Annotated in this window: 22 protein-coding genes and 1 pseudogene; 10 read left to right on the top strand and 13 right to left on the bottom strand. The window is 54.7% G+C overall.

What is annotated here, in order from left to right:
• The first annotated feature begins 28 nt into the window (after positions 1 to 28).
• A complete protein-coding gene (gene ychH / locus IAE30_RS20185; protein WP_045816019.1) occupies positions 29 to 304 on the top strand; it encodes a stress-induced protein YchH in 276 nt (91 codons plus the stop codon).
• Here ychH and IAE30_RS20180 read toward each other — a convergent pair.
• The 4 genes from IAE30_RS20180 to lolB all read right to left on the bottom strand — a co-directional run bounded on the left by IAE30_RS20180 (position 301) and on the right by lolB (position 4,263).
• A complete protein-coding gene (locus IAE30_RS20180) occupies positions 301 to 1,476 on the bottom strand; it encodes a GGDEF domain-containing protein (protein WP_200680824.1) in 1,176 nt (391 codons plus the stop codon). The two genes, ychH and IAE30_RS20180, sit on opposite strands and share 4 nt — an antisense overlap.
• Before the next feature lie 224 nt (positions 1,477 to 1,700).
• Positions 1,701 to 2,648, bottom strand: coding sequence for a ribose-phosphate diphosphokinase (gene prs, locus IAE30_RS20175; RefSeq protein WP_034824282.1), 948 nt, complete (start codon positions 2,646 to 2,648; stop codon positions 1,701 to 1,703).
• Positions 2,649 to 2,785: 137 nt separating this feature from the next.
• Positions 2,786 to 3,640, bottom strand: coding sequence for a 4-(cytidine 5'-diphospho)-2-C-methyl-D-erythritol kinase (ispE, locus tag IAE30_RS20170; protein WP_200680895.1), 855 nt, complete (start codon positions 3,638 to 3,640; stop codon positions 2,786 to 2,788).
• The gene (gene lolB, locus IAE30_RS20165; protein ID WP_034824277.1) at positions 3,640 to 4,263 is read right to left on the bottom strand and encodes a lipoprotein insertase outer membrane protein LolB; all 624 of its coding nucleotides are present in this window, start codon (positions 4,261 to 4,263) and stop codon (positions 3,640 to 3,642) included. Before lolB ends, ispE begins: the two co-directional genes overlap by 1 nt.
• Before the next feature lie 217 nt (positions 4,264 to 4,480).
• Here lolB and hemA point away from each other — a divergent pair, with 217 nt between their 5' ends.
• Genes hemA through kdsA form a run of 6 tightly spaced genes read left to right on the top strand, consistent with a single transcriptional unit; the run spans position 4,481 to position 9,792 of the window.
• On the top strand, positions 4,481 to 5,737 hold the full coding sequence (hemA, locus tag IAE30_RS20160; protein WP_038646436.1) for a glutamyl-tRNA reductase: 1,257 nt from the start codon (positions 4,481 to 4,483) through the stop codon (positions 5,735 to 5,737).
• A gap of 41 nt (positions 5,738 to 5,778) precedes the next feature.
• Entirely contained in the window at positions 5,779 to 6,861 is a 1,083-nt protein-coding gene (gene prfA / locus IAE30_RS20155; RefSeq protein ID WP_200680823.1) for a peptide chain release factor 1, read from the top strand.
• Positions 6,861 to 7,691 (top strand): peptide chain release factor N(5)-glutamine methyltransferase, encoded by an 831-nt coding sequence (gene prmC, locus IAE30_RS20150; RefSeq protein ID WP_200680822.1) that lies wholly within the window; start codon positions 6,861 to 6,863, stop codon positions 7,689 to 7,691. Before prfA ends, prmC begins: the two co-directional genes overlap by 1 nt.
• 14 nt (positions 7,692 to 7,705) lie before the next feature.
• Positions 7,706 to 8,104 (top strand): SirB2 family protein, encoded by a 399-nt coding sequence (locus IAE30_RS20145; protein WP_034824269.1) that lies wholly within the window; start codon positions 7,706 to 7,708, stop codon positions 8,102 to 8,104.
• Positions 8,101 to 8,910, top strand: coding sequence for an invasion regulator SirB1 (gene sirB1 / locus IAE30_RS20140; RefSeq protein WP_034824266.1), 810 nt, complete (start codon positions 8,101 to 8,103; stop codon positions 8,908 to 8,910). Before IAE30_RS20145 ends, sirB1 begins: the two co-directional genes overlap by 4 nt.
• A gap of 27 nt (positions 8,911 to 8,937) precedes the next feature.
• Positions 8,938 to 9,792 carry a 3-deoxy-8-phosphooctulonate synthase gene (gene kdsA, locus IAE30_RS20135; protein WP_038646441.1) on the top strand — a complete coding sequence of 285 codons (855 nt, stop codon included), beginning with the start codon at positions 8,938 to 8,940 and terminating at the stop codon, positions 9,790 to 9,792.
• A gap of 69 nt (positions 9,793 to 9,861) precedes the next feature.
• On the opposite strand, the gene chaA is transcribed toward kdsA, so the two are convergent.
• The gene (gene chaA, locus IAE30_RS20130; RefSeq protein ID WP_038646443.1) at positions 9,862 to 10,953 is read right to left on the bottom strand and encodes a sodium-potassium/proton antiporter ChaA; all 1,092 of its coding nucleotides are present in this window, start codon (positions 10,951 to 10,953) and stop codon (positions 9,862 to 9,864) included.
• Positions 10,954 to 11,320: 367 nt separating this feature from the next.
• Between chaA and chaB the strand changes: the two genes are divergently transcribed.
• Positions 11,321 to 11,551: a putative cation transport regulator ChaB gene (gene chaB, locus IAE30_RS20125; protein WP_038646446.1), complete on the top strand. Its 231-nt coding sequence runs from the start codon at positions 11,321 to 11,323 to the stop codon at positions 11,549 to 11,551.
• A gap of 239 nt (positions 11,552 to 11,790) precedes the next feature.
• Positions 11,791 to 12,459: a gamma-glutamylcyclotransferase gene (locus IAE30_RS20120; protein ID WP_038646448.1), complete on the top strand. Its 669-nt coding sequence runs from the start codon at positions 11,791 to 11,793 to the stop codon at positions 12,457 to 12,459.
• On the opposite strand, the gene IAE30_RS20115 is transcribed toward IAE30_RS20120, so the two are convergent.
• The 8 genes from IAE30_RS20115 to IAE30_RS20080 all read right to left on the bottom strand — a co-directional run bounded on the left by IAE30_RS20115 (position 12,460) and on the right by IAE30_RS20080 (position 21,448).
• The gene (locus IAE30_RS20115) at positions 12,460 to 13,878 is read right to left on the bottom strand and encodes a serine/threonine-protein kinase (protein ID WP_200680821.1); all 1,419 of its coding nucleotides are present in this window, start codon (positions 13,876 to 13,878) and stop codon (positions 12,460 to 12,462) included.
• A gap of 65 nt (positions 13,879 to 13,943) precedes the next feature.
• Positions 13,944 to 14,894 (bottom strand): hypothetical protein, encoded by a 951-nt coding sequence (locus IAE30_RS20110; protein ID WP_038646453.1) that lies wholly within the window; start codon positions 14,892 to 14,894, stop codon positions 13,944 to 13,946.
• A gap of 14 nt (positions 14,895 to 14,908) precedes the next feature.
• Positions 14,909 to 15,685 carry a PP2C family serine/threonine-protein phosphatase gene (locus IAE30_RS20105; RefSeq protein WP_200680820.1) on the bottom strand — a complete coding sequence of 259 codons (777 nt, stop codon included), beginning with the start codon at positions 15,683 to 15,685 and terminating at the stop codon, positions 14,909 to 14,911.
• The gene (gene tagH, locus IAE30_RS20100) at positions 15,682 to 16,797 is read right to left on the bottom strand and encodes a type VI secretion system-associated FHA domain protein TagH (protein ID WP_200680819.1); all 1,116 of its coding nucleotides are present in this window, start codon (positions 16,795 to 16,797) and stop codon (positions 15,682 to 15,684) included. The genes IAE30_RS20105 and tagH overlap by 4 nt, the downstream gene beginning before the upstream one ends.
• A gap of 33 nt (positions 16,798 to 16,830) precedes the next feature.
• Positions 16,831 to 17,529, bottom strand: a complete 699-nt coding sequence (gene tagF / locus IAE30_RS20095; protein WP_200537905.1) for a type VI secretion system-associated protein TagF — start codon at positions 17,527 to 17,529, stop codon at positions 16,831 to 16,833.
• 13 nt (positions 17,530 to 17,542) lie between these two features.
• Positions 17,543 to 19,657 carry a type VI secretion system membrane subunit TssM gene (tssM, locus tag IAE30_RS20090; RefSeq protein ID WP_200680818.1) on the bottom strand — a complete coding sequence of 705 codons (2,115 nt, stop codon included), beginning with the start codon at positions 19,655 to 19,657 and terminating at the stop codon, positions 17,543 to 17,545.
• Positions 19,657 to 20,871, bottom strand: coding sequence for a type IVB secretion system protein IcmH/DotU (gene icmH / locus IAE30_RS20085; RefSeq protein ID WP_200680817.1), 1,215 nt, complete (start codon positions 20,869 to 20,871; stop codon positions 19,657 to 19,659). The genes tssM and icmH overlap by 1 nt, the downstream gene beginning before the upstream one ends.
• Positions 20,872 to 20,956: 85 nt before the next feature.
• Positions 20,957 to 21,448, bottom strand: coding sequence for an SH3 domain-containing protein (locus tag IAE30_RS20080; RefSeq protein ID WP_197080211.1), 492 nt, complete (start codon positions 21,446 to 21,448; stop codon positions 20,957 to 20,959).
• 480 nt (positions 21,449 to 21,928) lie between these two features.
• Here IAE30_RS20080 and IAE30_RS20075 point away from each other — a divergent pair.
• Positions 21,929 to 23,150 (top strand): annotated as a pseudogene (locus IAE30_RS20075) (nitrate- and nitrite sensing domain-containing protein).
• Positions 23,151 to 23,324 lie beyond the last annotated feature (174 nt).

Raw genomic sequence — 23,324 nt, 5'->3', positions numbered from 1 at the left:
TGCTTTTTCATAAGGATGGGGGTGAATCATGAAACGTCAACAATGCCGCTATTTAGGTAATGGCCTGATGTGTTTAGGTTTACTGACGATGGTGTTAGGCGTCGGCTATTCCATTATTAATCAGCTGCCTGCGTTAAACCTGCCGCAATTCCTTGCCCATGGTGCCATGTTCAGTATCTTTGTCGGGGCACTGCTGTGGCTGGTCGGCGCGCGTGTCAGTGGACGTGAGCGTGTTGAAGACCGTTACTTCTGGTTGCGCCATTACGGTGACAAACGCTGCCGCCGCGATCACTCCTCACATTAAGAGAGAGCCGCTTCCTGCATAGGCTGTAACTGCATGAAATAACGCTCGACGCGGTTACGGCCACTGGCTTTGGCACGATACAACGCTTCATCTGCCAGCCCGAGTAAAATTGGGAAGGTGTGATCGCGATGATGAGCGGTGGCATAGCCAATACTCACCGTGTAGCAAACATCGTTAGGCTGTGAGAGCTGCGTGGCCAGTCGGATTCGCTCACACACACGTTCCGCAGCTTCACTATCGCCGGGTAAAATCGCCGCAAACTCTTCGCCACCTAAACGGGCGAAGTGACCCTCTGCGGGTAATAACGCCTGCACCACCTGACAAAAATCGATCAATACGCGGTCACCCTGCAGATGGCCGTAACGATCGTTGATGCCTTTGAAATGGTCGAGATCAAACAGCACGGCCGAGTAAACCAGGGGTTGCGGATTACGCGTGTTGCGTAACACTAATCTGTCGGCTTGCTCGAACAGGGCGCGACGATTCCAGACGCTGGTCAGGGGATCGTGAAGCGAAGCGCGTTTGTGAGCTATCTGCGTGCGTTCGTTGACCATCGCCAGAATGGTAAAAGTCAGGCCAATCACAAACAGAATGGACTCCAGAATCACATAAACCGAAAAACTCGAGCCTGCTATTGCGCCGCGCACTGGCGTAGCGATGGCGTCATCCAGGAAAATACGCGCCACGTGAAACAACAGATGGATCCACAGCAACATCTGCGCGGGCCAAAAAGTCACTTGCAGGGCATCGCGCGATTGCCATAACAACCTTATCAGTGCGCCAGTGTATATGATGCACAGCAGGCACAGCACTAAAACGCGTTTAGGCTGACTGGCATAAAACTGTGGGAACGTGCAAAGAATGGCCCATAACAGTGCACCTGCTAACCAGCTGAAGCCTAAGGGTTTATTGCAGAAAGCACGAAAAGCATTGAGCAGATTGCCGTAGGCCAGCAGCATCACCACGTTGCCGACTGCAATAGGGAGAAAAACAAAGCCAGCACTGCGCAGACTGCTGAGGAAGACCGCCATCAGGGTCAATGTGAGCGCCAGCGTAGTGAACCCCAGCACGCGATCGTACTGTGCACCTACCCAGGCGAACACCAAAATAATGCTCAAAAACCCCAGCACATAGAGCTCGCAAACAAACAGCGTGTAGATGTCGAGAGTCATAGTGGTCGGAGTTCTCAGAAAAAAGTGTGGAGAAAATACCACTAATCAATGGCCCGCTAAAGCGAAGCATCGCATGTCGTTTGAAAAGAGTGTAAGGCAGGGAGAATAGCGAGTTTTAACGAAATTTATCGCGAAAATATCTGCGCAGAAAGCGGCTTAATCGGTAAATGAAGCGGATGGTCAGAAATAAAAACCGGGCGCGGGGCCCGGTTTCATGCAATGTATTAATGTTCGAACATTGCGGAGATGGACTCTTCGTTACTGATACGGCGAATCGCTTCGGCCAGCATGCCAGAGAGCGTTAAGGTACGCACGATTGGCAACGCTTTCATCTCGTCTGACAGTGGAATGGTATCGCACACGATAACCTGATCGATCACTGACTTACGCAGGTTTTCCACCGCGTTGCCAGAGAAGATGGGGTGAGTCGCGTAAGCGAAGACACGTTTCGCACCGCGCTCTTTCAACGCTTCAGCTGCTTTGCACAGCGTACCGCCGGTGTCGATCATATCGTCGACCAGTACACAGTCACGACCCGCCACGTCACCGATGATGTGCATCACCTGAGAAACGTTCGCACGCGGGCGACGTTTATCGATGATAGCCATGTCAGTGTCATTGAGCAGTTTAGCAATAGCACGCGCACGCACGACGCCGCCGATGTCCGGAGAAACCACAATCGGGTTTTCCAGGCCAATCTGCAGCATATCTTCCAGCAGGATTGGGCTACCGAACACGTTATCAACCGGGACATCGAAGAAGCCCTGAATCTGTTCGGCGTGCAGATCAACCGTCAGAACACGGTCAACACCTACGCTGGAGAGGAAATCGGCGACCACTTTGGCGGTGATAGGCACACGAGCAGAACGCACGCGGCGGTCCTGACGGGCATAACCAAAGTAAGGGATAACAGCAGTAATACGACCAGCAGAAGCCCGACGCAACGCGTCGACCATCACAACCAGCTCCATCAGATTATCATTGGTGGGGGCACAGGTGGACTGGATGATGAAAATATCACCACCGCGTACATTTTCGTTGATCTGTACACTTACTTCACCATCACTGAAACGGCCGACAGCGGCGTCTCCGAGGCTAGTGTAAAGGCGGTTGGCAATACGTTGTGCTAGTTCCGGGGTGGCGTTACCAGCAAATAGCTTCATATCAGGCACGAGAAGAACCTCAGGCTTGGCGTCCAGAGAATGAACGTTTCAAAAGTAACCGGCGAATGCTTTTGAAGTCGTTCATACGGGTGTGTTAATGCGTCACGTGCAGTGCCTGGAACAGGGTGGCACTGTCACGCAAACGCTTAGAGCCCGGAAAGGGTACGTTGCAACGGCGAGTGATTAAGCCCGCGAGCCACAAATCCGTTAATCCATTTCGGGGCAAGCTCCAGCACCTGACGAGCAGCGGACTCGGTGTTAAATTCAGCAAACACACAAGCTCCCGTCCCGGTCAGGCGCGACGGCGCGTATTCTAGCAGCCAGGAAAGCAGCGCATCAACCTCGCGAAAACGTTTTCTTGCCACAGCTTCACAATCATTGTGAAAAGGACGCTGTAACAGTTCATCTAATGTGCGTATCGGTGAATTGCGCGTCAAGTCAGGATCGCGAAAGATATCCGGCGTGCCGATGCTGATGCCAGGATGCGCCACCAGATACCATTTTTCTTCCGGTTCGGCGGGCTGAATCTCTTCGCCAACCCCCTCAGCAAAGGCAGCGTGACCGCGCACAAACACCGGAACATCGGCACCGAGCTTGATACCCAGCGTGGCTAACTCATCCACGTTAAGACCGGTTTGCCACAAATGGTTGAGCGCCACCAGCACGGTCGCGGCGTCAGATGAGCCTCCACCGAGACCGCCACCCATCGGCAGGCGTTTCTCAAGCGCAATTTGCGCACCCGCGTTTTCGGGCAGCGTACCGCGAACGGCCGCTGCCTGTTTTAACATCCGCGCCGCCCGCACGATCAGGTTCTCGTCGTCGGCAACGCCCGCCAGAGGCGTCAACAGCGTAATGTTCCCGCTGCTATCAGGCGTGATTTCCAGCGTGTCGCCGTGATCAAGAAACTGAAACAGCGTTTGCAGATTGTGGTAGCCGTCAGCACGACGGCCGGTAATGTAGAGAAACAGGTTCAGTTTTGCCGGAGCAGGCCAGGTGGTGATCATTGCGTGGTCCAGCTATCCATACGCAGTTTGATACGCTGACCACCTTCGGTCAGTTCCAGGTTGGCCGGCAGCGGTGGATTGACCTTGCTGTCGTAATCAGAGATGTTCACTTTCCACTGCTGGCCATTACGGCTGTAATTCACACTCTGCAACTGATAGCTGCTGTTGAGCTGATAATCCGTGGCATCACCCGGCAGACCCATCATCCACTGACGCAGATTCGCCAGTGGGATATCCATGCCGGTCAACTGTGAAATCATCTTCTCAGCGTCATTGCTCACATAGCGCTTGCCTTTGTTATCGACGATTTGCACCACCGAACCCTGCGCATCAAGTTGCAACTCGGTGCTGCCCAATGGATTGGTTAATAACAGACGATAGCGATCGGCGGCAGTTTGCTGCCAGTTAAAGCGCGCATAAACTTTTTGCTTGTCAGAGAGATAAGCAAAGGCGCCACGCGTTTGATATTGGGTTATTTTCTCAACGGCTTGTTGATGCTGCTGCCATTGCGGTGAGGTGGTGCTGGGGCCAGGACCTTGTGGTTTGTTGATGCTACAAGCAGCCAGCAATACGCTGGCAAGGGGCAAAAGGCGCAACAGCTTGCGCGGGGGCAAATGCATCACGTGGTCGTCTCCTCAGACACGTTTTTACTTCGTAACCACTAACGCTAACCATCCATTACTATGCCGTCAATGCCGATGTAAGGATAATTGCGCACGATCAGTTTAATCTTATTACAGTCATAGCCTTTGTATGGCTTTTCTTGATCTGTGGCATCTTGTAGAATGCGCTTCACAAAGCCCTGACAAATATTGGGACATCCCAACCCGAATCACCATGACGCTGCTTGCTCTCGGAATCAACCACAAAACCGCACCTGTTGCGCTGCGCGAACGCGTTGCGTTTCTGCCAGACACGCTGGATCAGGCTCTGAACAGCCTGCTATCTCAGCCGATGGTTCAGAGTGGTGTGGTGCTCTCAACCTGTAATCGTACTGAACTCTATCTCAGCGTAGAGCAGCAGACAGATTTGCAGGAGAGGCTGGTGCGCTGGTTGTGCGAGTATCACGATCTGCGTGAAGAGGATGTCCGCGCCAGCCTTTACTGGCATCAGGACAACGCCGCCGTCAGCCATCTGATGCGCGTGGCCAGCGGTCTGGATTCGCTGGTATTGGGCGAACCGCAAATTCTCGGCCAGGTTAAAAAGGCCCATGCTGATTCTTCGCGTGACCATGCGCTAAGCAGCGAGCTGGAACGCATGTTCCAGAAAACCTTCTCCGTCGCCAAACGTGTTCGCACCGAAACTGAAATCGGTGCCAGCGCGGTCTCTGTCGCCTTCGCCGCCTGTTCTCTGGCGCGTCAAATCTTCGAATCACTCAGCACGGTAAATGTGTTGCTGGTGGGCGCCGGGGAAACCATCGAGTTAGTGGCGCGTCATCTGCGTGAACATAAAGTGCAGAAGTTGATGATCGCCAACCGCACGCGCGAGCGTGCGCAGTTGCTGGCCGATGAAGTGGGCGCCGAGGTGATTGGGTTGGGCGATATTGAAACGCGCCTCGCCGATGCGGATATCATTATTTCTTCTACCGCCAGCCCGCTGCCGATTATTGGCAAAGGCATGGTGGAGCGCGCGTTGAAAGCACGTCGCAACCAGCCGATGTTGCTGGTGGATATCGCCGTACCACGTGATGTCGAACCTGAAGTGGGCAAGCTGGCGAACGCCTATTTGTATAGCGTCGATGATCTGCAAGCGATCATCGAGCAGAATATGGCACAACGCAAAGCCGCTGCCGTCCAGGCCGAAAGCATTGTTGTACAGGAAAGTGGCGAATTTATGGCGTGGCTGCGTGCGCAAAGCGCGGGCGACACCATTCGCGAATACCGCTCACAGGCTGACGACGTGCGTGCCGAGTTGCAGGAGCGTGCGATTGCCGCGCTACGTCAGGGCGCGGATGCCGAGAAAGTCTTGCAAGAGTTAGCGCATAAGCTGACCAACCGTCTTATTCATGCACCAACCAAATCACTGCAGCAGGCCGCGCGCGATGGCGACAGCGAACGCCTGCAGATCTTACGTGACAGCCTCGGTTTAGAGTAATCTGATCTGTCACGACCTATCACTGGGATACCCTCTATTACATGAAGAGCTCTATTGTTGCCAAGCTGGAAGCCCTCCAGGAACGCCACGAAGAAGTTGAAGCGTTGCTGGGCGATGCCGGCGTCATTGGCGATCAGGAACGTTTTCGCGCGTTATCACGCGAATATGCACAGTTGACCGATGTGACCCGTTGCTTCCGCGACTGGCAGCAGGTGCAGGAAGATATCGAAACAGCTGAAATGATGCTCGACGATCCTGAAATGCGCGAAATGGCTAACGAAGAGTTAAAAATCTCGCGTGAGAAGCGTGAAGGTCTGGAGCAGCAGCTTCAGGTGCTGCTGCTGCCGAAAGATCCTGACGATGAACGTTCCTGCTTTGTTGAAGTGCGCGCCGGAACCGGCGGTGACGAAGCGGCAATTTTCGCGGGCGATCTGTTCCGTATGTACAGCCGTTATGCTGAAGCACGCCGCTGGCAGGTTGAGATGATCAGCGCCAACGAAGGTGAGCACGGCGGCTATAAAGAGGTGATCGCGCGTATTAATGGTGAAGGCGCTTATGGTCGCCTGAAGTTTGAATCCGGCGGTCATCGCGTTCAGCGTGTACCGGAAACCGAATCACAGGGCCGTATTCATACCTCTGCCTGTACCGTGGCGGTGATGCCGGAATTGCCTGAAGCAGAAATGCCAGAAATCAACGCGGGCGATCTGAAAATCGATACCTTCCGTTCTTCAGGGGCTGGTGGTCAGCACGTTAACACCACCGACTCGGCGATTCGTATTACCCACTTACCCACTGGTATTGTGGTGGAGTGCCAGGACGAACGTTCGCAGCACAAAAACAAAGCCAAAGCGCTGGCGGTGTTGGGTGCGCGTATTCATGCCGCCGAAACCGCTAAGCGTAATGCGGCAGAAGCCTCAACCCGCCGTAACCTGTTAGGCAGTGGCGATCGTTCCGACCGCAACCGCACTTACAACTTCCCGCAGGGACGAGTGACCGATCACCGCATTAACCTGACGCTATACCGCCTGGATGAAACCATGGAAGGCAAGCTGGATACGCTGATTGAGCCGATTGTGCAGGAGTATCAGGCCGATCAGCTGGCCGCGCTGGCTGGACAGGATTGATGATGATTCGCCACTGGCTCAAGCACGCAGTGGTCGCGCTCTGTGGCGGAGACAGCCCTAAACGGGATGCGGAGATTTTGCTGGGGTTCGTAACGGGAAAATCACGCAGTTGGCTGGTGGCGTTTGACGATCACGAACTGGACGCCTCCCAGCTTGCCCAGCTCGATGCGCTTCTGGCGCGTCGGGTAAACGGCGAACCGATTGCGCATCTGGTGGGTGAACGTGAGTTTTGGTCGCTGCCGCTGCGCGTTAATGATGCCACCTTGATTCCACGACCGGACACCGAAGTGCTGGTGGAGCAGGCGCTACTGCGCATACCTGCAACCGCATCCTCCTTACTCGATCTTGGCACCGGCACGGGTGCTATCGCGTTAGCGCTGGCGAGCGAACGTCCTGACTGCCAGGTGCTTGGGTGTGATCGAATCCCACCTGCTGTAACGTTAGCCGAAGAGAACGCTCAGCGGCTGCACATCAGCAATGCACGTTTCCTGCTTAGCCACTGGTTTAATGACATTCCCGCTCAGCGTTTCGATGTCATCGTCAGTAATCCTCCTTATATCGACGCCGCCGATGAACATCTGCAGCGGGGAGATGTGCGCTTTGAACCGCTCAGCGCACTGGTCGCCGACGAGGCCGGGCTGGCCGATTTACGTTTGATTATTCACCTTGCGCCGCAGTGGTTGCAGCCTGGCGGCTGGCTGTTGCTGGAGCACGGCTGGCAGCAGGATAAAGCGGTGCGCGAGATCATGACGCAGCACGGGTACCAGCAGGTCAGCAGCATTAACGATTATGGCGGCAATCCGCGCGTCACACTTGGGCAATTTTTTTGATTTGAGGAAGCACCATGGCAAGCTGGTATCCGCTGGTTAAACATTTTCACCTGCTGACGGTAGCGTTGACGATCAGCTTGTTTCTGCTGCGCTTTTACTGGTTAACCACCGGCTCAGCGATGCTTCAGCGCCGCTGGGTACGCATTGCGCCGCATATTAATGACACCTTTTTGCTGCTCAGTGGCGTGTGGCTGGTGGTGATCACACACTTTTATCCGTTCTCACCACAAGGAAGCTGGCTGACGGAGAAGCTGTTAGGGGTTATTATCTACATCGCCTTAGGTTCCGTGGCATTGAGCCGTCGCCCACGCAAGATGGGGACACGTTGGATCGCTTGTCTAATTGCAATCGTAGCACTGCTGTTTGTGATTAAGCTGGCGATGACCAAAATGCCGTTATTGGGGATAGTATGACCTCGCCAGAGCTAGTTGATTACAGTGAAACACCGTTGAGTGAAGCGGTGATTGGCGCAACCTGCGCCATACGCAATGATTTTTCTGCGCCATCCGTTCAGCAACAGCTGGCGGCATTAGTTGAAGAAGCACGGGAATACGTCAGCAGCGAACAGGATGCCGACTTGCAACTGGGCAAGTTGCTTGAATTGTTTTATCGCCAGTGGGGCTTTGGTGGCGCCAGCGGCGTCTACAATTTGTCCGATGCGCTGTGGATCGATAAAGTGCTGAAGAGCCGACAGGGCACCGCCGTATCGCTGGGGGTGATTCTGTTACACATCGCCGACGAGCTGGAGCTGCCGCTGATCCCGGTGATTTTCCCCACCCAGTTGATTCTGCGTGCAGACTGGCTGGACGGTGAAATGTGGTTGATCAACCCTTTCAACGGCGAAACGCTGGATACACATACGCTGGAAGTGTGGCTGAAGGGCAATATCAGCCCGACCGCGAAGCTCTACAATGATGATCTGGATGAAGCCAAAACCATCAACGTGATGCGTAAAATGCTGGATACGTTGAAAGCGGCGCTGATGGAAGAGAAGCAGATGGAACTGGCGCTCAATGTCAGCCAGGTACTGCTGCAAATTGATCCCGATGACCCTTATGAAATCCGCGATCGGGGGTTAATCTACGCTCAGCTTGAGTGTGAACATATCGCACTGACCGATTTGACCTACTTCGTTGAACAGTGTCCAGAAGACCCGGTCAGCGAAATGATTAAAGTGCAGATTCACGCAATTGAACAGAAACAGGTGACGCTGCACTAAGCGTCATCTCGACAATAAGGAAAGGGCATGACTCAGAAAGTAGTAAATATCGGCGATATCAAGGTCGCAAACGATCTGCCATTTGTTCTCTTTGGTGGCATGAACGTGCTGGAATCGCGCGACCTCGCCATGCGTATTTGCGAACACTATGTAAAAGTGACCGACAAACTCGGTATCCCTTACGTGTTCAAAGCCTCTTTTGACAAAGCTAACCGCTCTTCCATCAAATCCTACCGTGGTCCGGGTCTGGAAGAGGGCATGAAGATTTTCCAGGAGCTGAAACAGGCGTTCGGCGTGAAAATCATCACTGATGTGCATGAAGCTTCACAGGCGCAGCCGGTGGCGGATGTCGTTGATGTGATTCAGCTGCCTGCGTTCCTGGCGCGTCAGACCGATCTGGTGGAAGCGATGGCGAAAACCGGTGCAGTCATCAACGTTAAGAAACCGCAGTTCGTTAGCCCAGGCCAGATGGGTAACATTGTCGATAAATTCGCGGAAGGCGGTAACGACAAAGTGATCCTGTGCGATCGTGGCAGCAACTTCGGTTACGACAACCTGGTTGTTGATATGCTGGGATTCAACGTGATGAAGAACGTCACCAACAACAGCCCGGTGATCTTCGACGTGACCCACGCTCTGCAGACGCGCGATCCATTCGGCGCGGCTTCAGGTGGACGTCGCGCACAGGTGGCTGAACTGGCTCGCGCGGGTATGGCGGTGGGTATCGCGGGTCTGTTTATTGAAGCGCACCCAGAGCCGAACAGCGCGAAATGCGACGGTCCCTCCGCGCTGCCGCTGGATAAGCTGGAGCCATTCCTGGTGCAGATGAAAGCGATTGATGATCTGGTGAAGAGCTTCCCGGAGCTGGATACCAGCAACTAATTGCGCTATCCAGATGTAAGAAAGGCGCCGATGGGCGCCTTTTTTTGCTTTGAATCTGAGCGTCGCACGCTACAGCATAATTGTCAGTAAATAGCCGGCGAACAGTGCCAGATGCGCGGCGCCATTCAGGACATTGGTACGCCCGGTTGAGAACGAAATATGGCACAAAATCAGCGCGGCACTCATGATCACCATATGTGGTGGCTCAAGACCAAATATCAGCTGCTGACCGGTCAGGGTAGCGATGATGCTCACCGCCGGCACCGTCAGGGAGATGGTGGCTAATACCGAACCAAAGAACAGGTTCATCGCGCGCTGTACCTGGTTCATTAACACCGCTTTGATTGCCCCTAACCCCTCCGGCGACAGAATCAGCAACGCCACCAGGAAACCGGTGAACTGCTCAGGTGCATTGAGTTCTGTCAGCAGATGCTCCAGCGTGTTGGCGTTCATCTTGGTCACGCTGATCACGGCGATCAGATGAATGATCAACCATACCGTGTGCCACAGTGAGCTATGCGCGGAAGGTTTACCGTGATGCGGGTCGCCATCGTCACCGTCATCCTCATGCTCATAAACAAACAGGCTCTGATGCGTTTTGGTCTGAATCAGCAGGAACACGCCGTACATCGCAGCGGAGATCGCGGCAATGATCAACGCCTGAGCCGTGGTGAAGTTACCGCCTGGCAGCGCATTCGGAAACACCAGCACCAGAATCGCCAGCGGGAAGATGGCAATCATGTACTGCTTTACGCCCGCCAGATTGACATATTGGGTGGCGAATTTGCGTCCGCCGAGCAGCAGCGCAAAGCCCACCAGTCCGCCGGTCACAATCATGATGATGGAGTAGAGCGTGTCGCGCATTAGCGCAGGTGCGGCATCACCGGTGGCCATCAAGGCGGAGATCAAACTGACCTCCAGAATCACCACGGAGAGGCTCAAAATCAGCGAGCCATAGGGTTCACCCAGGCGGTGTGCCAGCACGTCAGCATGACGCACCACGCTGAAAGCACTGCAAAGGATGGCGACCAGCGCCAACAGGTTGATGCCGATAACCGGCAATAATGCCGTCTGACCGCCAAAGAAGCTCAGCACCGTCAGCGCGACAATCGGGAAAATCAGTGAGTACTCGGTATGTCGGGTTTTCTCATGTGTAGCCATTCACCATCCTCTCCGGCAAAAAGAACAAAACAGGCGATCAGTGCCTGATAAATATAATGACTTTTCTGACGCAGCGCAGTGTAACTTTTCAACAGTTGTGTTTCAGGCTTTTTACGCGACTTTACTTAGTCAGGTTTTTAATGCTAACAGGTCAAAATTAGGTGTTATCAACCAATAACATCTAATTTTCATGCTGTTGAAAAATAGTAATGTCACTCTTTGGATAAAATAATTCCTGTTTTTACCTAATTGGAATGCGGTTTATTGGCGCTTTGGGGGTTAAAAAAACCTTGTGTAACTAAAGTACATGTTTGCAATTTTTCCGCTATCTTCCAGACTTAATAGGATCCATAAATCAGGAGGAATCATGCCGTATTCATCCAATCGTGAATTGCCTGACAGCGTGCGCCATGTCCTGCCAAATCACGCTCAGACCATTTATCAAAAGGCGTTCAATAGCGCCTGGGATCAGTATAAAGATGAAGAAGACCGCCGTGGTGATGAATCACGTGAGCAGGTTGCGCACAAAGTTGCCTGGGCAGCAGTCAAGCATGAGTACGCCAAAGGCGATGACGACAAATGGCATCCTAAGCACTAGCCACACTCGCGGGTCATAGCGACCCGCTTCACTGTTTTCATTCCCCCTATTCAAGTTATCTGCCAGGCAGCCGATGCTATTTACAAAGAATTTCCCCTTTGTGATCGGGGTCAATCTTGAAACTTTTGTTAAAAATGCATTAATGTCTTCTCTTAAGTCGACGCAACGCGTGTTGCCTGTAAGACATCATCTTTGAGGAGCCGAACCGACAGGATGTCAGCGCAGTAGAGGAGGTCGCATTGTTAACCCGGGAATTTCTTTTAAAAGCGGATTGTAAAACATCGTTTGGCGATATCGACGAAGCGCTGCTGTGGAGCTGTGAAAAGCGTGCCGCGTCACTCGCTGCCACACTGGCTTGTCGCCCTGACCAGAGCCCGGTGTGGATTTTTGGCTATGGCTCCCTGATGTGGAACCCGGTTTTTGAGGCGGAAGAAGTGGCTTCCGGACGACTCGAAGGCTGGCATCGTGCTTTCTGTCTGCGTCTGACCGCCGGCAGGGGCACGGTCTCGACGCCCGGTCGTATGCTGGCGCTAAAAGAAGGCGGTTCAACCAGTGGTCTGGCTTTCCGTTTACCCGAAGCGCGGCTGCATGACGAGCTGGAACTGTTGTGGAAGCGCGAGATGATCACCGGCTGTTATCTGCCCACCTGGTGCGAACTGGAACTGGACGATGCTCGCAAAGTGACGGCGTTGGTATTTATCATGGATCCGCGTCACCCGCTGTATGAAGCAGACTCCTGTCGCAGCACCATCGCACCGTTGATTGCCCAGGCCAGCGGACCATTGGGCACCAATGCTCAGTATCTCTACTCCCTCGAACAGGAGTTGGGTAAACGGGGCATGCAGGAAGACGCGTTGACGCGTCTGGCCGCTGAGGTGAGAGCGCTGCAGCAATCTGCAGCGCGTTAACTACGGTTTACCCGGATTAATCAGCCAGGTTCCGGGTTTGTCGATGGTCAGTGATTGGCTCAGTACCTGGCTGCCATTTTGCACTTCAATTCGATAACTTCCCGCCGCCAGATTGAGTGAAGCAAAGCCACTGCTGGTGGGTTTCACATCCTTCGCTTCGCCGTTGAGCAGCACTTTCTCGCCCTCCTGCAAGCGCAGATAGACGGTTGCCATACCTGGCGCGCTGGCTGCTGCACTCTGACTCGCCACCGGCGCTGAGGCAGAAGGGGTAGCGGCTATCGGAGCGGTTTCACTGTGGCGATTAGTTTTCCACACCACCACCACCACGGCCAGAATGGCAATGGCAGCGGCGGCGACCAGACCAGGCGAAAGGCGACGCACGTTGCGTGGCGTGACAGGTTCAATCGCCGCCGCGGCATGATTCACCGCCATCACCTGCGGTTCAGGCACCGGCACTGCGGCGACGGGTTCAGGCGTTGGGGCTTCCACGGCGACCGGGAAGGTGGTGACGAGTGCTTCAACATCACTCACCGGCAGATCGATCAGGCTGGCAAACGCATCAATACTCTGCGGACGGTCACCGGGTTTCATTGCCAGCGCACAGTCGATGGCATGCAGTAGCGGCAGCGAATAGCCTGCTGGCTTGCGTTCAACCAAGGGTTGATAGTTATCCTCGATGCAGCGCACCACGCTGACAGGCGGCGCGTGGCCGGTAATCAGATTGTGCAGCACCGCGCCTAGCGCATAGATATCGGTCCAGGGGCCTTGCTCTACCTCACCTTCTTCGCTGTATTGCTCAATCGGGGCAAAGCCGGGCTTCAGCATGATTTCGGTTTCATCAGAGAGATTGCCGATCTCCTTACGAGCTGAACCAAAATCGAGTAACACCGGCAGCTGATTTTCCTGGATTTGGATGTTATCCAGCGAAATATCACGGTGCAGATAACCGGCAGTATGGATGGTGTTAATTGCGCCAAACAGCGGCGGTAACAGCCGACGAATCCAGGACTCATCGATACTGTCCGGGCTGGTCACCTGCCACTCTTTTAATGTCATCCCGCTGTAGTAGAGTGTGCCCATGTAGGCGGTGCCGTTCTCTTCCCAGAAGCGCAACACGTGCAGCAGGCCGGGATGATTGAAGCGTGCCAGCAGACGGGCTTCCTGAATAAAGCTGTTTCGTCCGGCATTGAACAGTTTCTGGAAACGTTCGCCGCGCAACTCCAGTGACAGATCCGCGGCACGTACTGCCAGCGAGACGGGCATGTACTCTTTGATGGCGATGGTGCGTTCCAGCTGATGGTCCCAGGCACGGTAAACAATGCCAAAGCCGCCGCCGCCAATCACTTCCTTGATTTCAAATTCATTAAACCGGTAACCCGCAGGCAGGGCATTCGGTGTGTGGTTTTCGTTTGCCGACATAGTGAACTCTCTGAACACGTCCTGTAGCGCCTGTCAGTCTGTCGACGTCAGGCGACGACCGCTAATTAATTAATGTTACGCCAGGCACCAATCGCCGGATCGGCAAGATCCGCATGCAGGGTGTCAATCAGTAACACAGTCACTTTTTGCTGTGGCATAAACTGCGACGACCAGGCGCCGCGTAAAGTTTCAACCCGGCTCTTCACCGCATCACTGTCCTGTCCTGCTGTCTTATCCATTTTAATCAGCAGGTTGCCAGTGAATCGCCATACATGTTGCTGGCTGTCGAACGGCAGCACTAGCCAGCTATCTTCGGCATCCGGACGCGCCACAATCATGCGCTGTTTGTTCACTGCCACCACTTCCAGTGCCGGGCCGCTGAGTTTCAGATTGGCAATGGGATAGCCCTGATAGAAATTCACCGCCAGCGAGCGCGTTTTGTCTCCGCTCATCAGTGTTAACTCACTGGGGCCTTCCAGCCAGCCTTCAGTAGAACAGTGCTGTTGTGGGTTATCCGGAATAAACAGCGAGTCGCCGTTTTCGTCCCAGGAGGTGCGGAAATGGCAACCTGCGGGTAAAGCGAAGTGTTGCAAAGGGCTGTTATCTGCCGGTCGCGAGAGATCCAGCGGGGCGGCATTGCTGGCACTGGCGCTGGCGGTGGCATCGTTGATCACGATTGGCCGCCAGTTCTGCAGTTTTGCTGCACTGCCGTTGGCCAGTACGCTGCCGTCTTTGTTAGTCATCTGCCATGGGATTTCGTCCAGCGTGCCGCATTGATTCGCCAGCAGTGTGCCAACGCGTGGCAAGAAGCTGGTCAGAATGCTGGAATCGGTGCTTTTGCCGGAAACAATACGCAACGGCAAGGTCTCTTTGCACCAGTCGTTGGGTGAATTGCTGGCCACATTATCGATATAGACTTCAAGCGACAGACTCGGCGAATAGACCACACGATAATCATCAGCTTGTGCATTTAGAGCCAGCAACAGGGTCGCTAAGCCCGGCAACCACACTTTCATAAGGGTCCTTGGGATCAATAACGTGTCGGCAGAAAACGTGCCGCATCAGCCTGGGAATAAAGCAGCGTCGCTTCCTGCGGTTCGCCAATCCAGATGGCCAGAGCGCTGAGATTGTCGCTTTTTACACTGCGGTTAACGGCTTGTTCCATCAAAGTCAGCCACTCTTCGCAGGCATTGACCATGCGCAGGGCTTGTTCCATCTCGTGAGTGGTCAGATTGAGCCAGAACCCGTCCGTGCAGACGAGAAACGCATCGCCATCCGTTAAGGGAATCACTTCACTGAAGGTTGCGGGACGTGCAGGCTCAACGCCGAGCGCATTATAGAGTAAATTACTGTTAATTCCGGTATTTTCATAGCCTGCTTCCCGCAGCTGCTGGGCCAGACTATGGTCACGTGTCACCTGACTCAACACCCCATGACGGAAGTGATAAACCCGGCTGTCACCTGCATGCGCCCACCATGCGCGCTGTGTCTCGCGGTCAATAAACAGCGCGGCCAGCGTGGTGCTCATGCGTGCATATTTCGGATTTTTTCCCTGCGCCTCAAGCAACACCTGCTGACAGTGCTCAATCGCTGCGCGTGTGCTTTCGGGCGTGAACGTCGGGCTGTTGTGTAACTGTGTCAGCAGCGTATCCCGCACGATTTGCGCCGCTTTATCACCGCCAGGCAAACCGGCCACGCCATCGCAAACCAGAAAGCAGGCTTTGCGCTCATCCAGCTCGGCCCCGGTGCGATCCTGGTTTTCATCGCGCATTCCCTGCTGGCAACGGCTGGCAAACATCATTTTCATGCGTCTTCGGTCCGAGTCTGGGAATCTTTATATTGATTCACTTCCATGTCATACGCATGCAGGAAGGCTTCACCAAACAGGGTATGGAAGTCATCTTCAATTTCACCGGCAGTGCGCTGGTAGTGGCGTGAAAAGTAATCCCACAAGGCCGCTTTACGCCCGCCGTTAAACGGTAGCTTAGGCAACACGCCATCTTTACGTGCTTCTTCTTCCAGCCGTTGCGGATTGAAGGATTGCAGCATCGCCGCGATGATCGCGCGGATGCCCGCAATCATCCCCAACTGATGCGCCTGCAAATCCACCAGTGCATCGCGCACTGCCGCTTCTGGCGGCATGAAACCGGGCATCTGACTCTGATAAATCTGCATCAATACCGTTTTACCCGAAGGCAAAATTTTAAACGGATTGTTGGCTTCATTGAGGATCATCGTCATATCGGCTTTCACGCCGCGTTTGAGGATCGAACGGGAAGAGAGCAGGGCAACAGTGCCTTGCGAGAACAGGCTCAGCATGCGGCCCGTCACGCGCATCTGCTCTTCGGTGATCGTCGTGAGATGGCCATTATTCAACCCCATGCCTTCCAGCAGCGCGGCCATCAACTTGTCCTGATCCGCATGCGGCAACGTGGCGGGAGCCGAAGAAGCATCACTTTGTGGGTCAATACCCAGGCGTGGGTCAGTACGGCGCTCCGGACGCGCCGCAGTGGATTCCGGCACCACGTCGAATGCCTGCTGCATACCGAGTGGATCGGCCGCACTGTCCGCGAAGAACGTGAGCGGGTCATCCTGCTGGGTGCTCTGGCAGGCAGGATCGCGCACCTCAAGGCCATAATCGCCGATTTGCAGTGCATCACCATGCTGTAATTGCACTTGTGAACCGCGCTGTAGCGCCACGCCGTTCAATACCACTGAGGTCACACTGCCCTGATTGGTCAGACGGCACTCTCCTTCCGGGGAGATATGCACCAACGCCTGCAAGCGTGAAATGGCGCGCGATTCGTCAGGCAGTACCAGATCGTTATCCTGACTGCGGCCAATGGTTCCCCCAGGCGGTTTAAAAGCAACCGTCTTTGCTGGCACATCCGTATTGCACTGCACAATGGTAAATTGCATGAGTCATCCTGTTAACAAGGCAAACGCTGCGGCTCATTCAAACATGGGTGGATAGAGGCCGTTGCGTCCCGGCTGTGCACCTGCCGCCGGGTTAAACAGTAACGCAAAAAGTTGCGCGGTGAGCGGCCCACTGTGTTTATGTGTGGCGTGGGCAAAACCGTCACTGCGATTACTCCACCAGTAGCTAATGTGCTGCTGGGGATCAAATTTATCCGCCACTTCACGCCAGCTCAGCGTACAGGGCAGATCATCAAAACCAATTACATCCATAATATCGCTGCGCTGATTATCCGGGACCACCAGCGGCGTCACGCGTTGCATCTGCTGCTCCAGCGCATCGGGGTTCAGCCGGTCACGCACGCCGCGCAGTAGCAGCGTGCCCAGCTCCTGAAACCAGTCGCCCGACATGGCCAGCTGAGCGCTGTGCCAGTGGCTGAGCGGAAAACTTCGCAAGGCCAGCAGCGGCCAACTGCGCCCTACGCGATCGCACGAGGGCAGCAGGCAGCCCATCTGCACCTGCTGACGCAGCGGCGACAGCGGCAGAACAAAATTCCAGACAGGTGCGCGCAGAAACAGCTGAGTGGAGGCATCGGGTTGCTGATGCCAGTGCATGAGCCCCTGTTGAAACCAATGGCTCCAGGGCGTCACAGTATTCTCACTCAGGCGCTGGCGCAGAAAATCGCCGGTGGCCGGCAATTTGCCGTACCAACCCGGCGCGGTGTGCGTCGCCATGGTTACCTCACCATTACTCACTGTGTCCGGTCAATCGCTGCGAAGCCCGCTGTGGTGCAATCGCCAGCGAACTGCCATTCGCACCAGCAATTTTCAGATTTTCTGCAAGCTTGCGCATCATTAGTGCGTTATCCCGCGCATAAGGTGACGACTGAATCTGCTGATCCAGAAGCTGGCTAAGATGCCAGTCAAGCTGCTGCAAATCCCGGGCGCTGACATCATCTGGCAGATTGCGTTGAAGATTCTGCATCAGCCAGGCACGCAGGAATTCGCCGTCGTAATTGCGCGGCTGATACAACATCTGATAGGCACGCAGCGCATTGCGGCTGTATTCATTGTCGTTACCGGGATCATCACGCAGCAAATTGGTGATTTGCTGGGCCACGCGCGGTAACAGCAGAGACTTAAGCGCATTTTGATAAAGCACCCATGCCGCATCGCTTACCTGGTTGCCACGATACAGGCCCGCGCGCATGCTAAGCGGTGGATTGTCGAGGGAAAAGCGCTCCGACAAAGGCAACTTCACCAGGTTATTTAAGAAGGGTAGCAGATCAAAGATATTATCGGCTGGCTGATGAATCACCTGCTGACTCTGACGATTCATTGGCTCAATACGCGCGGCGACCTGGTTAAGGTATTGCTGGTTCTGGAAATAGCTGGCCAGCCATAAACCGGAGAGCAAGAGCAGTGCGCCGGTCAGCGCACCGTAGCCAATCCAGTGAAACAGGCGGTTGCGGTATTCCCAGTGGCGGTTGCTGCCCGCCAGGCCACTTTCGCGGAACACCAGATCGCTCAGCAGGTCACGGATAAAGAAGCTCTGGCCTTTGTTGCCAGGGATGGGATTATTACGAGTCACGCTATCCCAGGTTGCGAAGCGACTCTCACCGGTGTGCGGCAACTGCAGCTTACGGTTAAGTTCGCCCATGATACGGTCAAACGGTAAGCCTTCCTGCGTGCCGCTGGTAAAGAATAAGCCGCGCGCTGACCAGGCAATCTCATCCTCATGGCGTGAGAACACCACATCAAGGTACTCATTCAGCAGCGGGCGCAGGGAGCTGAACTCCTGTGGAAACAGGAAACAGTCCGCACGTAGGGTGAGATCGCGTTCGTTTGCCATCACCATCGGCAGTTGCTGCTTTAGGCGCTGTTCTAGATGCTGATATTGCAGGCTAAAACTGTTATGCCAGTCATCTTTGTGCGGTTTGCCGGGTTCCCATGGGAAGGTGAATCCCCAAATGGCGTCGCGCTGTGGTTTGCTCAAGCCTTCGTGGAAGCTTAAAAAACCTTTCAGCAGATCGGTCTTGGTCACCATCACATACACCGGGAAATGAATACCGGTTTGCTGATACAACTCCTGCATCCGGCTTCGCAACGCGCTGGCCTGCGCATGACGCGCCTCCGCGGAATCGGTGAGCAGGTCAGCCACGCTGATGGTCATGATCACGCCGTTGATTGGCTGGCGTGTGCGATAGCGTTTCAGCAGGTTAATGAAACTCTGCCACTCGGCGCCGTCGCGTGCACGCTGGCTCTCCTGCAGGGCATATCGCCCTGCGGTATCGATCATCACCGCGCTGTCGGTAAACCACCAGTCACAGTGCCGCGTGCCGCCGACGCCGCGAATCGCCGCTTTGCCAAGGCTATCGGTCAGCGGAAACTCCAGTCCGGCATTGAGCAGGGCGGTAGTTTTCCCTGCGCCGGGCGCCCCAATCATGACATACCAGGGCAGTTGGTAGAGATAGTGGCTCTGAAAACGTGCCAGCCAGTTCTGTTGATGACGACGACCAAACTGTGTGCGTTTCAGGCGCAATGCGGCTTCGCTGAAGCGCTGAGCCAGCAGCGCATCAGTGGCCTGACGATCGGACAGCTCTTCGTGACTCATCTCCTGCAAACGGTTGAGGAGTTTACTGTTAAACCAGCCACGCCAGATCGCCGGGATAAACTGGAACAGCACCCAGCAAAAGAACAGCAAACCGACCAGCAGTTGACGAGGAAAAACCGGCTCAAGCGGACGGGTATCTCCCCAACTCCACAACGGGCCGAGCATCCACAGCACACAGCTTAAGGCGGTGACACCAATCAGGCTCCACAATAGGCGGTGGGTTAACAGATGTTGCAGCGATGCGCGCATCACTCACCTCCTGGATGATTGCCGAGGGTTTCCGGTGCGGCAAACAGGGTGATCTCCACACGCCGGTTGCGCGCGCGGTTTTCATTGCTGTCATTGGGCAGCAACGGATTACTGTCGCCGCGGCCTTCCGCTTTCACACTTTGCCCTTCAGCCAGTTGCGGATTCAGCAATTGGGTCACGGCGCGTGCGCGCGCAAAGGAAAATTCATAGCTTGAGGCAAAACGCCCATCCACCGGGCTGTTATCGGTATACACCGACACCAGTACCGTGCCTTTAACGGTTTTCATGGCGCTGGCAACGTGTGCCAGCAGCGCGCGACCGACCTGATTGACCACGGTACCGTCCGGGGAGAAGAGTTTATCGGCGGGAATGATCACCTTACTGCCAAATGCGCCATCGCTGACTTCCAGTTGACCGGCGGCGATCACATCATTCAAACGCTGATGCAAATCCAGCAACGCCTGTGGAGAGGTAGGTCGACGACCGGGCATAATTTGTGGCAGCGGAGTTTGATAGATGGCGCGCAGCAGCGGCTCGGCCGCATTGCCCAGCCGCCAGTTCAGGCCGCTGTAAATCAGGCAGGCAATCAGGGCCGCTAGCATCGCACAGGCCCATAACGGCACCATCGGACGGGTTAAGCGACTGACTAAGGGATGCACTTCCACCAGTGGCGCGGCCGGGTTAGCCGTCGACGGGCGGGTTTCCTGGATCAGTTGAGCGAGACGTTTACGAATCCCTTCACACTGTGCACGGCCGTTATCGCTACCGCTATAACGGCCTTCATAACCCAGCAGCAGACAGTAATGGATCAGCTCCAGCAACCACAGGTGTTGCTGCGGGCTTTGCGAGACGCGGGAAAGCAGCTGAAATACTTTTTCGCCGCCCCAGCTTTCATTATGGAAAGTGACCAGCATGCCGTTCCCTGACCACACACCCCGCGTACCCCACGGGGTTTGCGCGGCGGCTTCATCCAGTACGCTGCATAAGCAGTAGCGTGCACCAATAATCATCTCAAACGGCAAACCGGCTTGCTTACAACGATGTTCGAATTGGCGGATCTCTTCAATCAGTAACTGACGTAAACCGGCGGGATCGTCATGCGTAGCAGCCTGCCGTATACGGACAACGGCATTCAATATCGGTGCTGCGGCATTAAGCAAAAGGTTATCGTTGCCCGCGACAATGCCATCGCGGACAACAGAATCCTGGGTCATTAAATATCTTTTTTCCTGGCAATGGCGCCAGGGAGCGTCCACAGAGTGCGACCTTGCTGTGAACAATCTGCGCCATATTGCATTATCAGTCTAGGATCCAGGTCGCGGTATCGTTGGTGCGGCAAGCCTTGCTGGCACCGCCAACGGCCACGCAGACCTGTTTAGTACGGCGGGGACGTGGACGGTCGCTACGCACGGTGGCGTCATAACGGCTACTTTCAACCCCGGCTTTCGGCGGGATGTAACCAATCAGCTGTCCATTGGGTTCATCGGCAACGGCTAACCAACTGTGGTCGACACGTCCCAGTACTTCAAACGGTTTCGCGTTATCGAGATAACGAACAACCTTGCCGCCATAATCTGGCGTGGTCATCACCGACGCCGCATAGAGTGCGCGGAAACTCTCATTAACCGGCGTGAATTCGCCTGGCGCTGCCACCGCATGACGGTGGACTAGCTTGACGCCATTGACCTCACTGGTGACCAGGGTGTCATCAGTCATCGGCGGTGGTGGCGCTTTACAACCCGCCAACGTCAATACTGCCAGCAGAGTGAGCAACAGACTCTTATTCACCATGAACCTCAAATTTCATCAGATTAGCTGCAGATTAATATGTGGCACACGCATCTAAGGCGGGCAGAGTATGCAGCGGGAAAGCCATCAAAAAACAGTCAGATTACAGAAAGATAGTGCTGTGCTCAGTCTACCTAAGACTTTTGAGAATTCAATCCATTGCATAGCGAGAAAACCCGTGCTATCGGGCGAAAATAGCGCATATCAGGGGGATAAAAAACCTGTGCCTTTAGTGATAGATAAGCTGAGTTTACTTATTTAGTCGTGTAAGCGTGTGACGCAGGCGATAAAGCCGAAGAGCTGCAGAAAGATGTCTCGAAATTGATAAGTGATCTTAATCTTTTCTTAAGGTTGAAAAAAGATTGCGCAGGTAAACAATTTTCTTACTTTCGGAATTTCCGCGCGCATTTCCGCCAGTGCTAAAGCCAGTCCGGCACGGCTTTTGCTTAAAATCGTTATGTCTATTTTGCGCGAGAAAACGTGATGAGCCGGGCCCTAGAGTATTTGCATGCCAGCCGCGCCAGCGAAATTGCCAGCTTGCGACGGCTAATGCGCACAGGCGAACAGATTCTCGCCATCAGTGAGTTGATTCACGTGCTGCAACGTGAACGCGGTGCCAGCAACATCTGGATCTGTTCAGCCGGACGGCTGTTTGGTGATGAGCTGGACGCGCGCGCGCGTGAGGTAGAGCAGCGGCAGGAAATTGCCTTAAAAGTCCTGCCGGAAGCGGTGGCACAGCCGGGTTACAGCCGTTTCTGTATGCTGATTGCGGCAGCACTGCAGTCGTTAGAGAGTCTGCCATCACTACGTCGGCATATTCGGGAGGGGCAATACAGCCATGCAGAGGCGATGGAGGGTTTTAATCACATTATTCGTACCTTACTGAATCTGGTCTTCGAGGCTACGGATACCGCCAGTGAGCCCGCAATTTCCCGTGCACTGATTGCGCTCTTTAGCTTTATGCAGGGTAAGGAGTTGGCGGGGCAGGAGCGCGCCACGGGGTCTGCCGGTTTTGCTGCCGGGCAGTTTACTCCCGAACAGCGTCAGCGGATTCAAATGTTGATCGCCGCCCAGGAGCAAAGCTTCGCAACCTTTAGTCAGTTCGCGGATGCGCAAAATCAGCAGCAATGGCTGTTGATGGCGGATGCGGACAGCCAGATTGAGCGTCTGCGTCGCATTGCCTGCACCGGTGCGCAGTGCGGTGAAAATGGTGTGTTGCAATGGTTCACGCTGCTGAGCCAACGTCTCGATCAAATGAAACAGATCGAGGATGGGTTATGCAGCACATTAATGGCGTGTTGCCAGCGCGCCATTGCCACCAGCGAACAAGCTGAACCGCAACACCTCGCGACCAATCAGGACGCGAGCTTCTCCTTGTATGTCGCAGGCGCCAGCTGGCTGGGCGAGCAGGAAGCAACGCTGGACAGTAACGGCCTTGCCCCTCAACTCGGCCGCTCGGTGTTGTCGCTGATCCGTGAGCAGGCGCAGCGTTTACAGGCGCAGGCGGATGAACTTGCCACCATGCGTGCTTCTCTGGATGAACGCAAAATCATCGATCAGGCCAAAGCATGGCTGATGCAGCAGCACGGTTTTAGCGAGCAAGATGCCTGGCAAGCGCTGCGTAAAAGTGCCCATGAATCAGAACAAACGCATGCTGGATATTGCGCAGGCGATCCTCGCCGTGGCGGCGACGCTGAAGCCATAACCCAAAGGAGGTAGTTGCACAAACCTTGTGCGTATTGTGCGTCAGGGCAGTGCAAAGCGTGGTCAGATTCCTGCGTCATGCCCGCGGTAATATTGATTTTTCAGTGAAAAATTTTCTGGCACAGGCTTTGCACTAATTCATAGACATTGCGCATTTGTTTCGCCAACGGCGGTG

It is taken from the genome of Pantoea sp. S61, from assembly GCF_016625145.1.
Taxonomy (GTDB): domain Bacteria; phylum Pseudomonadota; class Gammaproteobacteria; order Enterobacterales; family Enterobacteriaceae; genus Pantoea; species Pantoea rwandensis_B.
Note: the sequence above shows the minus strand (reverse complement) of the source record. Positions and strands in the feature narration are given on the sequence as shown.

Bases quoted from the DNA above. Each gene is read 5' to 3' on its own strand.
- hemA (WP_038646436.1), top strand. From the start codon at position 4,481: ATGACGCTGCTTGCTCTCGGAATCAACCACAAAACCGCACCTGTTGCG.
- prfA (WP_200680823.1), top strand. From the start codon at position 5,779: ATGAAGAGCTCTATTGTTGCCAAGCTGGAAGCCCTCCAGGAACGCCAC.
- lolB (WP_034824277.1), bottom strand. From the start codon at position 4,263: ATGCATTTGCCCCCGCGCAAGCTGTTGCGCCTTTTGCCCCTTGCCAGC.
- icmH (WP_200680817.1), bottom strand. From the start codon at position 20,871: ATGACCCAGGATTCTGTTGTCCGCGATGGCATTGTCGCGGGCAACGAT.
- IAE30_RS20110 (WP_038646453.1), bottom strand. From the start codon at position 14,894: ATGAAAGTGTGGTTGCCGGGCTTAGCGACCCTGTTGCTGGCTCTAAAT.
- tagF (WP_200537905.1), bottom strand. From the start codon at position 17,529: ATGGCGACGCACACCGCGCCGGGTTGGTACGGCAAATTGCCGGCCACC.
- IAE30_RS20145 (WP_034824269.1), top strand. From the start codon at position 7,706: ATGGCAAGCTGGTATCCGCTGGTTAAACATTTTCACCTGCTGACGGTA.
- kdsA (WP_038646441.1), top strand. From the start codon at position 8,938: ATGACTCAGAAAGTAGTAAATATCGGCGATATCAAGGTCGCAAACGAT.
- prmC (WP_200680822.1), top strand. From the start codon at position 6,861: ATGATGATTCGCCACTGGCTCAAGCACGCAGTGGTCGCGCTCTGTGGC.
- IAE30_RS20180 (WP_200680824.1), bottom strand. From the start codon at position 1,476: ATGACTCTCGACATCTACACGCTGTTTGTTTGCGAGCTCTATGTGCTG.
- sirB1 (WP_034824266.1), top strand. From the start codon at position 8,101: ATGACCTCGCCAGAGCTAGTTGATTACAGTGAAACACCGTTGAGTGAA.
- chaA (WP_038646443.1), bottom strand. From the start codon at position 10,953: ATGGCTACACATGAGAAAACCCGACATACCGAGTACTCACTGATTTTC.
- IAE30_RS20115 (WP_200680821.1), bottom strand. From the start codon at position 13,878: ATGTCGGCAAACGAAAACCACACACCGAATGCCCTGCCTGCGGGTTAC.
- ychH (WP_045816019.1), top strand. From the start codon at position 29: ATGAAACGTCAACAATGCCGCTATTTAGGTAATGGCCTGATGTGTTTA.
- IAE30_RS20105 (WP_200680820.1), bottom strand. From the start codon at position 15,685: ATGAAAATGATGTTTGCCAGCCGTTGCCAGCAGGGAATGCGCGATGAA.
- tssM (WP_200680818.1), bottom strand. From the start codon at position 19,657: ATGCGCGCATCGCTGCAACATCTGTTAACCCACCGCCTATTGTGGAGC.
- IAE30_RS20080 (WP_197080211.1), bottom strand. From the start codon at position 21,448: ATGGTGAATAAGAGTCTGTTGCTCACTCTGCTGGCAGTATTGACGTTG.
- tagH (WP_200680819.1), bottom strand. From the start codon at position 16,797: ATGCAATTTACCATTGTGCAGTGCAATACGGATGTGCCAGCAAAGACG.
- chaB (WP_038646446.1), top strand. From the start codon at position 11,321: ATGCCGTATTCATCCAATCGTGAATTGCCTGACAGCGTGCGCCATGTC.